This is a genomic window from Streptomyces spororaveus, from assembly GCF_016755875.1.
GTDB classification, from domain to species: Bacteria; Actinomycetota; Actinomycetes; order Streptomycetales; family Streptomycetaceae; genus Streptomyces; species Streptomyces spororaveus.
In genome coordinates this window covers 17,396-29,385 of the sequence record NZ_BNED01000005.1, presented here as the reverse complement: position 1 = coordinate 29,385, position 11,990 = coordinate 17,396, and the positions used below count along the sequence as shown (strand labels likewise).

Sequence of the window (11,990 nt, the reverse complement as noted above, 5' to 3'; positions counted from 1 at the left end):
CACACCCGCACGGTGGCCGGTGAGGCTTCTTCGCCGGCTCCCGTCCGCCCTCTCGCGCGAGGCTGGTGAGAACCGGCTGCAGAGACCGCGACGCCCCCGCCGGCCGGCGGGGGCGCGGTGTCCGGTACTCAGACTTCGGTCAGCCAGCCTTCTTCAAGACCGCCCAGAACAAACCCGTTCTCGAAGCGCACCCTGTATCTGATCTGAGCGCCGACTCCGGAGTCGAGCCCTCCGTGCCGAATGATCTGCTGACGGAGACTGTCGATCAGGCCGGCCGTGTGGCCATCGAACTGGACGCCGCGGACTCGCCGTTCGAATTCCGCGAGCCCCTCCTGGGCGACGCCGCCGGTTTCGGTCGCCGAGCCCGTGACGATGCCCTCCAGGCCCTCGGCCAGGTACAGCGGACCGGGGAAGCCGATCCTGGCCGCCGTGTCGTTTGCGGTGACCTGCACATCCCTGGTCAGCTTCACCTTCGCGCCGGTCTCGTACGGCATGGGTGTACCCCCCTCGTTCGATCTTGGCCGTGACATGGCAAGCGTAGTCGGGATGCCACGGAGGGAAGGGGTGCCCGGGAAGATCAGAAGCCCCATGACGGTGCCTGCCGGACCGTACGGGGCAGCATGCGTCGGCCGCCGCCCTTGAGGGCGGAGCCGTCTGGTCCTGCGAGGTCAGGCCACGTGCACTTTCTTGCGTCGCTCACGGGCGAACTGGTCACGGTGGTCCACGACCGCCGTCCCGCTTGCCCGAGTTGGCGGGGCTGTGCGCCGGAGGTGACGACAGGGGTCCGTCGCGCTCCCGAGCGGGGAAAACCACTTTGGGGCGCCGGGTGGGCATGGCAGGCTTGCGCGGTGATCGTTGAGTTGGCTCCTGGCTTCCTGACCTGGTACGACGTGGACCCAGCCCGTCAAGCCTTCGACGGTGCGTCCGTGGCGCAGACGGTGCGCTCACTCGGACCAGCCGGATGTGTGCCTGTCCGCCCGGATGTCCCTTCCGGGGATCCCGCGATGAGCGCCTGGAGTCGCGGCGAGGCCAAGTCCTGGGCCGACGCCATGTCGTATGCCCTTGTCCAGCAGTACGGGCGTTGGACCGTCGGGTGGCGCTGGTCGCACGACGAGGGGGATTTCGACGGTGGACCGGTAGGGAACTGGTGCTGTCCGCGGGATTCGATCACGACGTCGGAAGAGACACTGGCCCGTGTCGAGGCGGCCCTGCGCGAGTGGCGCGAGTGGCTGGAGTCCCTCGCCGGCTGGTTCGAGGCGTACCCCCTGGACCTGACCGACATCGTGGAACAGCGGATCTTGTGGGAGCGCGCGGCGAGGAATCTGATCCTGCAGGTCGTCGACCGCACCGGGTGCGGCAGCGGCTGGTACGGCCACTGCCGCCAAGTGCTCACCTGGTTCCTCGAGCGCTGGGGAGTCGAGCCCGAGGTGGCCCGGAGCCTGGTCGACGAGGCGATCGGCGGACGGTTCCGCAGCTGGACCGGTCCTGACACGGTGGTGGTCGACGACGTCGCGGAACAACTTGCGCTCTCCTTGCGGCCGTCCAACGGCCGGCCCCGCGCACTCGCGCCGACTCAAGACCACTTGCAGCGCTGGCTCGCTGTACGTGAATCGGTGCCGTGGCACGAGATCCCGGACGGCGGCACGGACGGACCGGTGGTGCCCCTTCGTGACGGCGTGGCGGAGGACATCCGGGCTTTCGACGGTGCCATCGCCCCTGCCCGAGCCGAAGGCCTGCTCGGCGCCCTGGAACTGCTCCGAGCCGACGCGGCACGCGGAGCGCGGCTCGACTTCGCACTGCTCAGCAGCTGGCAGCAGCACGTCCTGGGCACCACGCAGCCGCCACCGTTCCGTAACTCGCCCGCCTTCGCCAAAGGGAGCAGGGAGCGCTACGGCATCGGTCCCGACACACGGGCCCGCCTCGACACGTGCCTGGCCGGGAGCGCACCCGACACCGGCCACCCTCTCGGCCTGACCGCCCGCGCCGCCCGCGCCTCTCTCGACGTCTGCTTCTTCCATCCCTTCGACGACGGCAACGCCCGTTCCGCCTTCCTCACCCTCGTCTTCATACTCGCCCGCGAGGGCATCGCACTCGACGCAGTCAGCCTCCTGCGCCGCGTCACCTTCCAGGCCGACGATCCCCAGGACCCGCTGATTTTCGTCCGCTACATCAACATCCATCTTGCGGAGACCCGGCGCCGCACCGCTGACTCGACCGGCTTGGCATCGAGGTGAGCACCTCAGTTGGCGAAGATCGACGAGGTCAGCGCCGACCGGGCCGTCGACCACGGTGCCATCTTCCGCCACCCTCTCCGCTTCCAGCGCCTGCGCCTGGACGTGGGCGTGGAGGACGTACCCGATTCGAAGGGATGCCACAGCCGCCAAATTCCCGGTCCGTACGGGGCTGCACGGCCTGCCGGCACGCCCGTGTCCAGCCCGTCGACGAACCGCCCACCAGCACCAGCACCACGATCCGGCTGCGCCCGGCCGAGGCACTCCGTACCGGTTGGGCCAACACCCGGTCGTGCTGCCGGCGTACGTACCTGGGCAGCACGCGCACCCCGGGCACATCGGAGCCGGGAACGGTCCTGCCGTGCCCGGCCGGATGAATGTTCGCTGGTGTTTCTCTTCGTCCCGGCGAGCCCCGGCGCACACCCCGGCCACGACCTTCGGCCACGTCAACGCCCCATCACGTACCGGGAGCTTGCCGTGCACCGTCGCTGTCGTTCTCCCGACCCTCGCACTCGTGGTCGTCGTCACCCTGTCGGCCGCCGTCGCAGCGGGCAAGCCCGCCCGCCTGGACGGTGCCACCCACCCCGCTGCCTTCACCCGCGCGGCCGCCGCCTTCGGCGCGGTCGTCAAGGCCCTGACCTCGGCATGAGTGCGTAAGGCAGACCCCTACGATGACCCTGCGGCCGCCGGTGGAGCCGATGCTCGCCCAAGCCGTGGAGTCGGTGCCCGGCCCCGGCCCCGGCGCCGGCGCGCTGGGCGCAAGCCGCGGTCGCCCGTCTGAGGAGGAGAAATGGACCGTCGTGTCATGAGCGCCACGCTGACCGTCCCGCTTCCGCCCGAAGAGGCCTTCCGGCTCTTCACCGCCCGCGGCGAGCGCGACTGGGTACCGGGCTGGGACCCCGTCTTCCCCGTCGACACTCCCGACGACACCGCGCCCGGAACCGTCTGGCTCACCTCCTCTCCCGAGGAGGAGACGACCTGGCTGGTGACCTTCCGCGACTTCCCGCGGTCGGTCTCCTACGCCCGGATCACCCCCAGCGTCCGTGCCGGGACGGTCACCGTCGCCCTGGCAGCGACCGAGGCCGGCAGTGAGGTGACGGTCACCTACGACATGACGCCCCTTACCCCGGCAGCCGCCGACGCCCTCGACGAGTTCGCCGCCGACTACCCGTCCTTCGTCCGTTCCTGGGAAGAACTCATCGCCACCCACCTGAGGTGAGCAGCCTCTGCGTTAACGCGCCGGCTCAAGGTCGTTCGCCCTCGCTGACAGTGGCCGGTTGAAATTCCCCATCGGCGGCCGGCAGGTGGGGAGCCAACTGGCCGCCGATGGCTACCGACCGTGAAATGTCAGCTTCCGTGATGTGCGCTTTGGACTGGCTCTTGGGGGCGGAAGGTGCGGCGATACGTGTCGGGTGGGACGCCTACGCTGCGGTGGAAGTGGCGGCGCAGGGTGGTAGCGGTGCCCATGCCGGTAGCCGCGGCGATGGTGTCGACGGTGGCGTTGGTGGTTTCCAGAAGTTCCTGGGCGTGGCGGATGCGCTGGGTGTGGAGCCACTGCAGTGGGGTGGTGCCGGTGAGGTGTTTGAAGTGGCGGGCGAGGTGGCGTGAGCTCATGCGGGCCCGGCGGGCCAGGTCCTCCACGGTGAGCGGTTGGTCCAGTCGCTCCAGCGCCCAGGGGAAGAGTTCGCCCAGGGGGTGGTTGCCGGGCTCGGGCAGGGGGGTGGCGATGAACTGGGCCTGGCCGCCGTCGCGGTGGGGTGGGATGACCAGGCGGCGGGCGATCTTGTTGGCGTTGGCCGCGCCGTGGTCGAGGCGGACCAGGTGCAGGCACAGGTCCATGGCGGCGGCCTTGCCGGCGGAGGTGAGGACGTCGCCGTTGTCGACGTAGAGGACGTCGGGGTCGACGGTGGCCGCAGGGTGGCGCCGGGCCAGTTCCCGGGTGTGGGCCCAGTGGGTGGTGGCGCGTCTGCCGTCGAGCAGTCCGGCTGCGCCCAGGATGAAGGCGCCCGTGCACAGAGAGGCCACGCGGGCGCCGGCCTCGTGGGCGGCACGCAGCGCCTGGACCAGGTCGGTGGGCGGTTCGCGGTCGGTGTCGGCCCAGCCGGGGACGATCACCGTGTCGGCGTGCGCGAGCTGGTCGAGTCCGTGGTCGGGCTCCAGGCGGAAGCGGTCGACGTGTACCGGACCGCTTCCGCAGACGGAGAAGTCATACCAGGGGTCCACGATGTGGGTCAGATCGGCGCCGAAAACCTCGAGGGCCACGGACAGTTCGTAGTGGAGCATGCCGTCGGTGACGGCCAGCGCGACAGAGGGCATGTCCGAAACTGTACGCGTCATGTCGTTTCCGACGCTCGTGCGGGGTGCTGCCGCGAGGACAGGATGTGGGTGTCAGGCCGCGGCGGATCGACACCGCGGCGGGGTGGTTCGAGTGCACAGGAGCAGTCTCATGGGTTCAGGTCAGCTGGTGGCGGTGTTCGGCGCGTACGGTCACACCGGGCGGTTCGTGGTCGCGGAGCTGGCCGCGCGCGGGTACGTCCCGGTGCCCTCCGGGCGCAACGCCCAGGCGCTGCAGGAGCTGGCCGACGAGTACGGCCTTGAGCCCCGGGTGGCGACGGTCGAGGATGCGGTGTCGCTGGACCGGGCCCTGGCGGGCACGGTGGCGGTCATCAACTGCGCGGGCCCCTTCGCGACGACCACCGGTCCCGTGATCGAGGCCGCGCTCCGCGCGAAGATCCCGTACCTGGACGTGGCCGCCGAACTCGAGGCCAACCTCGACACCTTCGCCCACTACCGGGACCGGGCCCGAGAAGCGGGCGCGGTGATCGTCCCGGCCATGGCCTTCTTCGGCGGCCTCGGTGACCTGCTGGCCACTGCGGCGATGGGCGACTGGACCGCAGCAGACGAGGCCCACATCGCCTACGCGCTCAGCAGCTGGCGCCCCACCGCCGGCACCCGCCTGTCCGGTGCCGTCTCCCGCGAGCGGCGCGGGGACGTCCGCCTGCGCTACAGCGGCGGGCAGTGGGAGCGCCGCACCGACGTCCCGCCCGCTCTCCAGTGGACCTTCCCGGAACCGATGGGGGTCCGGGACGTGATCGGGGAGTTCACGATGGCGGACGTCGTCACCGTTCCCCAGCACCTGTCCATCCCCGACGTGACCACCTACATGACCGTTGAGGCGGTCCGGGACGTCGCAGCCCCCCACACACCGGCACCGATCGCCGCCGATGGGGACGGGCGCTCGGACCAGACCTTCCTCGTCGACGCCGTCGTACGCTCCGGCGGAGTCGAACGCCGGGCGACGGCCGGCGGCCAGGACATCTACGCCATCACCGCGCCCCTGGTCGCCGAGGCCCTCGAACGCGTCCTGACCGGCCGCACCAAGTCCGCAGGCGTCGCCTCCGCCGGTGAGATCTTCGACGCACCGGACTTCCTGCACGCACTCGCCCCGTACATCGCACTCGACCTCCACCCGCAAGGCGCCTGACCGCGGCGCTGCACGACGCATGACCGTTGCTGGATGCGTCGAAGCGGACTCCCCACCACCTTCCGAGCGCACACACACTCGCATGCGCGGAGTTCGAGAGTCTCCGCTTCGATCACCGCGAGTCATATTCCAACTGGCCGGCCGTACACGGGGAATCTCTGGTGGCCGCCCACACCTCGCTTCGCTCGGGGCGCTCCACCTTGACCACGGACTCGTCGACGGCAAAGGCCCGCAGCTGTCGAGGAAGGCCCACCTCCGCCCGGTTGACGGAGGCCGGCGGCAGGGTGCCTCCCGAAGCCGTGAACATCTGCCTTCGGAACTCGAGGACAAAGCCGGCGAGTCGGCGACCCCGACCTCGATCTCATCCTGACAGGCGATCACGTTCCAGGGGGTGGGGTCGGCCGGCTTGACGGCGCGGGACCGCACGGGCCGCCGCCCCGCGGGGGCGGCGGCCCGGGTTTCCCGGCGGCCACTCCTGCGCGGCCCGGCCGGGCATTTCACTCACGCGGGCATCGCGCGGAAGAGTGCGCGGCGACATGCAGTGCAGGAACCCTGTTCAGTCAGCTGTCGTCGTCCGAGGGCGGTGGGTGGTCCTCGCGGTCGGCTTCATCCAGCTCGCGCATGCGGCGCTCGACGCCTTCCTTCAGGCTTTCCCCCTCCGAGGGCTCTTCGTCCGCCTGGGCGGGACCCGACGAGCCGGGCTCGGGCCGGCGGAACTTCTGACGCAGTTTGTCCGCGCGATCCTTGCGCTGCCGAGCGTCATCGCTCACGACTGCTCCCTGACGGCCCGGGACGGCCATGTGCGGTATGGGCCACCCTCACTTCCCCGCCCCCTTCGCCTTTCCCTTCCCCTTCCAGGCCTTTGCGGCGGGGTTCGCGGCCTTCAGGCTCTCGATCTGGACACGCCACGCTTGGGCCCGGGCGCCGGTGGACTTCTTGGCCCGCGCCGTGAGTGCCTTCGCGGTGCCGTAAGACTTGGAGGCCGGACCGCTGGCGGCGAGGCGGCTGACCGTTTTGGTCTTGGCGTCAATGGCCGCGCGGAGGCTGCTGCTGCCCGTCAATTTCCCCAATCTGCGGAAGGTCGGTTCGTCACCCTCGAACCACGTCTGTTGCCACCACTCGTCCGAGACCGGTTCGCGCCAGCTGATATACCCGCCGCGCAGCACCTGTCTGGGCTTCTTGATGTGACCACCGAAGCTGTAGCGGGCACCCTCGACAGGGACCGGGTCATAGAATCTCGGCGTGAAGAAATCCGAGACGAGCATGCCGTTGATGGTGTAGCCGAACTCCTCGGCCTCCGAGGGGTCGGAGACCTCCACCAGGAACTCCGCCACGCCCTGGTCCGGGTGCGGAGACTTGCCGGCCACGAGACGGTTCCCGAACGGGTCGGCGCACATCTCCAGCATCTCGTGGCTCGCTGTCAGCGACCAGCTCGCGCCGAACTCGATCAGGGAGAACGGCTGTCCGTTTTCATCCGTGTGGAACCCGGCCGCGTCGGGGACGTCGTCGACCACGATCAGCGGCCAGTACCCCACGGGAACGTCCTCAAGTTTATCGAAGGCGTCCACGGTTGCGTTGACGTCCCAGATGGGCCCGAAATCGCGCGTCGCCTGCTTCTGCAGGGCAGCGGCCACCCGGGTGAGCTGCGAGGGGCTGATCTGATTGGTTCGAGTCTCTGACACGAGGGCGAGCTGGACGATCAACATGGACGTGTGCTGCCTTTCCCTGAGACAACGGCGACTGCCAGACGCCACGAGCTTCACCGAGAGGCATCCAGATCATGCGCCGGTGCGCCCAGAAGTGTGCATATGCCAGTCGAACGATGGACACCCATCCACCAGGTGCTGCTGCGTGCCGCCCTGCGACCCCAGGCGGCCGACACCTCTGACGCGGCGCTCTTCGGTACCTGCTCGAACGCAAGCAGGCGCCGAGTTCCTCGACGGCCGGGGCAGCGTGGTGAATGCCCTTCGGGGCGACCCGGCTGTGCGCCGCGATCCGGCCTGACCATCGCGGCGGGGGCTCTGGTCCGGGTTCTATCCGGGCAGTGCCCGGAGCAGGTTCTCGAGATCGCGCTCGCCATGGGGGGTCTGGGCGCCGTGGGCCAGTCCGCCACGGATCACATGCTCGGCTGCGGGGCGAACGATCTGGCCCGCCCAGGCGTCGTGTTCTCGCAGGAGACCCTCGGCCAGGTCCTCCGGGGCGATGGCGCGCTTGGCCGCCGCGATCACACCCTCGGGCAGGGCGGTGATGTTGCGGGCGAGGCGGTCGACGAAGCTGTCGAGTTCGTCAGCAGGGACGGCCCGGTTGATCCAGCCGTAGCGCTCCGCGGTTTCGGCGTCGTACAGGTCGGCACCCAGCACCGCTTCCAGTGCGCGATTGCGGCCGATCCGGTTGGCGAGGTATTGGGTGCCTCCTCCGCCGGGGACGATGCCCATGAGAGCTTCGATGTGACCGATCCCGGTGGGTCCGATCGCCGCGAATGCCATGTCCGCGGCCGTGACGAACTCCGCCCCTCCTCCGCGCGCCATTCCTGCAAGTTTGACGATGGTCACCTGGGGCTGCTGCCGGAGCAGCTCTCCCAGGGCCTGGAAGACGTTGACGCCGTCGGGAAGGTCGGCCGCGAGCTCGTCGAAGGCGTCTGGCGCGTCGACGAGCGACATGTCGACGTGGGCTATGAAGAACTCCGGGTCAGCGCTGTCGAACACGATCAAGCGAACCGAGTCGTCGTCCTTCAGCGTGGTCAGCAAGTGCCGGAGGTCGGCCATCATGGCGACGTCCAGGACGTTGACGGGCGGGTTGTCGAGGGTGACGCGGGCGGTGCCGTCCTCGTAACTCACCCGCAGGGTCGTGTAGGCGTCGTCGTTCATGGACATCTCCCACCGGTATCTGTTACGCATCTAGGTTCCTGATGCATACTCAGCGTGCGATCATGGGGGACCGGCGTCAATAACGCACTTTCGGCATCGCAAGGATCGCGAAGGATACCGACATGGCCACCTCCGAGACCGGCGTCGGTGCCGGCATCGACACCGTCTACCGGTCTGACTGCCCCAGCCGCCCGATCCTCGACCAGATCGCTGACAAGTGGTCGATGATGGTGATGGCCGTCCTGGACAAGCCCACTCGGTTCAACGAAATCAAGCGCCGCCTCGAAGGCGTGACCCAACGGGTCTTGACCCAGACTCTGCGCCGCCTGGAGCGCAACGGGATGGTCGTGCGCCGCGTCCTGCCGACCTCGCCGGTCGGGGTCGAGTACTCCCTCACACCTCTGGGCGAATCCCTGCGGGAGCCGTTCGGCTATTTGTACGACTGGACGGTCGACAACGCGGACGAGATTCGGGCGCACCAAAGGGAGTACGACCAACGCGGTCAGAGCTGAGAAGGTGCGTCCGAGAACGCCGTCGTCCTGAGCCGACTTGCTCCGGGCGCCGCTTCGGCATCCGAGTCCGGCCTCGGGTGAACCCTGGCAGCACTCATGGCGTTTGCTGCCGAGCCGTGGTCATCTCGGCCCGGACGGTACGAGGCAGAGCTGACCCCAGCGGTCCGGGGCCGCGGCACCCTCACCGGGGGTTCTGCATCCGGATCACCGCCGAGGTGGTGGAGCATCCGCACGCTCGTCGCCCACGCTGTAGCAGCCCTGGGACCGCCGGACGACGTGCCGGCAGTGCCGTGATCGCGGTGGTCGGGCACATGCCGATGGCTGGAGCGCAGTTGCCGACCGGAAGCGGAGGTCAGTACTTCTTCCTGTCGTGCATCACCCGTCAGCGAGGCGTTGGATGGTGGCACTCAGCCAGGCCTGGAGCTCGGCGGGGTCGCCGAGTTCGGAACGCAGGACCCGCCGGCGGGTCGAGACGCCGAGCACGAAGGCGTCGATCGCCGCGGCTCGGCTGAGGGCGTCCGCGTCGTCCAGTCCGCTGTCGCGGAGGTAGCGGTGCAGCGGGCCGAGCGAGTTCGCGTCGAGGAAGGCGGCCAGTGCCTCCGCCGCCTGCGGGCGTTCTCCGGAGGCGCGTTGCAGTACGAGCAGTGGATCCTCTCCGGGGGCACCGAACCAGCGCTGGACGATGTTCGCAGCGAGGTGTGAACCCAGCGCGGAGAGCTCGCCGTCGAACGAGTTCGAGACCGGGATCTTCACCTGGGTCGCCGCCAGGAAAAGACCGTCCTTGCCGCCGAAGTAGCGCGTGATGAGGTTGGGCGACACGCCGGCCGCGTCGGCCACGCCTTTGACCGTGATCGCCGCGTACCCGTGCTGGGCGAACAGGCGTTGGGCGTGCTCCAGGATCCGCTGCCTGGTGGCGGCCGCATTGCGCGAATTCATGTGTACGAGCATACACATCATGTGTACGGTCATACACATGAGCGATGGGATACGGGAACGACTCCAGTGGACGCGGCGTGTCACGACCCCGTGGAGTGACGACGGGGCGCGCGGCATGAGCGGTACCCGCCTCGACGAACTGCTCGAACACTGGGCGAACGGATACGACTGGGGAGAGCACGAGCGCCGCATCGGAGCGTTCCCTTGGGTGACGGTCCGGGCAGGCGACACCGACCTGCGTCTGATCCACCAGCGGTCCGCGGACCCCGGTGCCCCGGTTGTCGTGCTGCTCCATGGCTGGCCGGACTCGGTGTTGCGGTTCGAGCGCGTCCTGCCTTTGCTCGCGGACATGCACGTGGTGGTTCCCGCGCTGCCGGGCTTCCCGTTCGCGGCCCCGCTCACCGCTCCCGGCATGTCGGTCAACCGGATCGCCGGGATCGTCGCGGACGCCCTGGACGAGCTCGGCTACGCGCGGTACACGGTGTCCGGCGGAGACGTGGGTGGCACCGTCGCGGAACTCCTTGCGGCCCAACACCCGGACCGGGTGGCTGCCCTGCACCTCACGAACCTTGCCCCGCAGCATGCGCTCACGGCGGACCCGGCGAAGCTCGCGCCCGACGCGGCGGCCTACCTCGACCGGTCAGCGCAGTGGTTCCGGACCGAGGGCGGGTACATCGCGGAGCAGTCGACACGGCCGAATACGCTCGCCGTCGCCCTCGGCGACTCACCCGCCGGCCTCGCGGCATGGATCATCGAGAAGCTGGAGTCCTGGTCCGACGGGTCGGCCTTCACTCCGGACGAGCTTCTCACCTGGGTCACCGCCTACTGGGTCACCGGAACGATCGGCACCTCCTTCACCACCTATGTCGAACCGGCCGCCCTCCCTGACCGGATCGACACGCCGACCGTGCTCTCCGTGTTCCCGCGCGACATCAAACCGGAGCCGCGAAGCTACGCCGAGGCGTTCCTGAACGTGCGCGACTATGTGGAACACCAGGTCGGCGGCCACTTCGCAGCCTGGGAACAGCCCGAGGCCTACGCCGGCGACGTACACCGTGCGGTCAAGCTGGGCGGCGAAACGGGGCTTGCGGATGGCTTCTGAACGCTTCCGTGAGCCGCACCCGGCAGCGCCGCACCGGGCGCGCCCCAGGTGGCGTTCTGTCGGCGGACGGCCGGTGTCGCGCAGCGTGGCCACCGTGCGCCTTCCGGTGCGGGCCGCGGCGACGGCCGTGGCCGGCCCGGTGCCGGAGGAGGTGCCGGTCATCAGGACGGTGCGGAGGGAGGCGTCGTGCCCCGGAGGCCCTCGGCACGGTCTGGCACGAACTCGAGGCCGCCGCCCAAGGCCGCTTTCCGGGCCGCCTTCCTCGGGGTGTGGACCTCTGCGAGGCACCCGGTACGGCGTTACGGTTTTAAGGGAGGCCGTCCAGGTGAGGAGGCCGAACATGCTGGTGGACACGCTGGCTGCCCTCGCAATGGCGGGCGGTACCGCCGTGGTGCAGGCTGCCGGCACCGAGGCGTGGGCCGGGTTCAGGCAGGCGATTGCGCACTGGTTCGGGCGTGGTGACGCCGCCCGGGAGCGGGCAGAGCTGGAGCGGCTGGATCAGACCGCAACGGCGCTGCGGACGGCGGACCCGGCCCAGGCCGAGCGTGCGCGCATCAGCCAGGAAGCCTCCTGGCAGGCCCGTATCGAGGCCGTGCTGGAGAACCTGGACGAGGGAGAACGCGGTGAGGCGGCCGACGGGCTGCGCGCCCTGTTGACCGATCACACTCCGGAGGTCCGGGTGACGGCAGCGTCGGGCGGGCTGGCTGCCGGCGGCAACGTGGACATCCGTGCCGAGCACGGTTCGATCGCAGCCGGTGTCATCGACGGGGGTGCGTATGTCGGCCCCCCTCCGACGCCGGATCCGCCCGAGGAGTAGGCGGATCGGAGAGCTCCGGCCGGCTCTCCCACCCGGCGTCG

13 protein-coding genes are annotated in these 11,990 nt (G+C 69.6%); 7 read left to right on the top strand and 6 right to left on the bottom strand.

What is annotated here, in order from left to right; translation table 11 throughout:
• Positions 1-128: 128 nt before the first annotated feature.
• The gene (locus tag Sspor_RS02745; protein WP_202197568.1) at positions 129-494 is read right to left on the bottom strand and encodes a hypothetical protein; all 366 of its coding nucleotides are present in this window, start codon (positions 492-494) and stop codon (positions 129-131) included.
• A 510-nt stretch (positions 495-1,004) separates the two neighbouring features.
• Here Sspor_RS02745 and Sspor_RS02740 point away from each other — a divergent pair.
• The 3 genes from Sspor_RS02740 to Sspor_RS02735 all read left to right on the top strand — a co-directional run bounded on the left by Sspor_RS02740 (position 1,005) and on the right by Sspor_RS02735 (position 3,450).
• Positions 1,005-2,234 (top strand): cell filamentation protein Fic, encoded by a 1,230-nt coding sequence (locus tag Sspor_RS02740; RefSeq protein ID WP_308445516.1) that lies wholly within the window; start codon positions 1,005-1,007, stop codon positions 2,232-2,234.
• A gap of 511 nt (positions 2,235-2,745) precedes the next feature.
• Entirely contained in the window at positions 2,746-2,880 is a 135-nt protein-coding gene (locus tag Sspor_RS41005; RefSeq protein ID WP_266819357.1) for a hypothetical protein, read from the top strand.
• A 156-nt stretch (positions 2,881-3,036) separates the two neighbouring features.
• Positions 3,037-3,450 carry an SRPBCC family protein gene (locus Sspor_RS02735; protein ID WP_202197566.1) on the top strand — a complete coding sequence of 138 codons (414 nt, stop codon included), beginning with the start codon at positions 3,037-3,039 and terminating at the stop codon, positions 3,448-3,450.
• A gap of 128 nt (positions 3,451-3,578) precedes the next feature.
• Here the strand turns inward: Sspor_RS02735 and Sspor_RS02730 are convergent, their stop codons facing one another.
• On the bottom strand, positions 3,579-4,547 hold the full coding sequence (locus tag Sspor_RS02730; protein ID WP_202197565.1) for a helix-turn-helix domain-containing protein: 969 nt from the start codon (positions 4,545-4,547) through the stop codon (positions 3,579-3,581).
• Between the two features lie 130 nt (positions 4,548-4,677).
• Between Sspor_RS02730 and Sspor_RS02725 the strand changes: the two genes are divergently transcribed.
• Positions 4,678-5,715: a saccharopine dehydrogenase family protein gene (locus Sspor_RS02725; protein WP_202197564.1), complete on the top strand. Its 1,038-nt coding sequence runs from the start codon at positions 4,678-4,680 to the stop codon at positions 5,713-5,715.
• Between the two features lie 560 nt (positions 5,716-6,275).
• Here the strand turns inward: Sspor_RS02725 and Sspor_RS02720 are convergent.
• The 3 genes from Sspor_RS02720 to Sspor_RS02710 form a co-directional block, all read right to left on the bottom strand.
• Positions 6,276-6,485 carry a hypothetical protein gene (locus Sspor_RS02720; RefSeq protein WP_202197563.1) on the bottom strand — a complete coding sequence of 70 codons (210 nt, stop codon included), beginning with the start codon at positions 6,483-6,485 and terminating at the stop codon, positions 6,276-6,278.
• Positions 6,486-6,533: 48 nt separating this feature from the next.
• Positions 6,534-7,421 carry a hypothetical protein gene (locus tag Sspor_RS02715; RefSeq protein WP_202197562.1) on the bottom strand — a complete coding sequence of 296 codons (888 nt, stop codon included), beginning with the start codon at positions 7,419-7,421 and terminating at the stop codon, positions 6,534-6,536.
• Between the two features lie 327 nt (positions 7,422-7,748).
• Complete coding sequence (locus Sspor_RS02710; protein WP_372499526.1) at positions 7,749-8,612, bottom strand: enoyl-CoA hydratase/isomerase family protein; 864 nt, start codon at positions 8,610-8,612, stop codon at positions 7,749-7,751.
• Positions 8,613-8,704: 92 nt separating this feature from the next.
• On the opposite strand from Sspor_RS02710, the gene Sspor_RS02705 reads away from it, so the two are divergent.
• Positions 8,705-9,094 (top strand): winged helix-turn-helix transcriptional regulator, encoded by a 390-nt coding sequence (locus Sspor_RS02705; RefSeq protein ID WP_202197561.1) that lies wholly within the window; start codon positions 8,705-8,707, stop codon positions 9,092-9,094.
• 375 nt (positions 9,095-9,469) lie between these two features.
• Here the strand turns inward: Sspor_RS02705 and Sspor_RS02700 are convergent, their stop codons facing one another.
• Positions 9,470-10,030 (bottom strand): TetR/AcrR family transcriptional regulator, encoded by a 561-nt coding sequence (locus Sspor_RS02700; RefSeq protein WP_237403627.1) that lies wholly within the window; start codon positions 10,028-10,030, stop codon positions 9,470-9,472.
• Between the two features lie 37 nt (positions 10,031-10,067).
• Between Sspor_RS02700 and Sspor_RS02695 the strand changes: the two genes are divergently transcribed.
• Entirely contained in the window at positions 10,068-11,132 is a 1,065-nt protein-coding gene (locus Sspor_RS02695; RefSeq protein WP_202197559.1) for an epoxide hydrolase family protein, read from the top strand.
• A 340-nt stretch (positions 11,133-11,472) separates the two neighbouring features.
• Positions 11,473-11,949, top strand: a complete 477-nt coding sequence (locus Sspor_RS02690) for a hypothetical protein (protein ID WP_202197558.1) — start codon at positions 11,473-11,475, stop codon at positions 11,947-11,949.
• Positions 11,950-11,990: the final 41 nt, after the last annotated feature.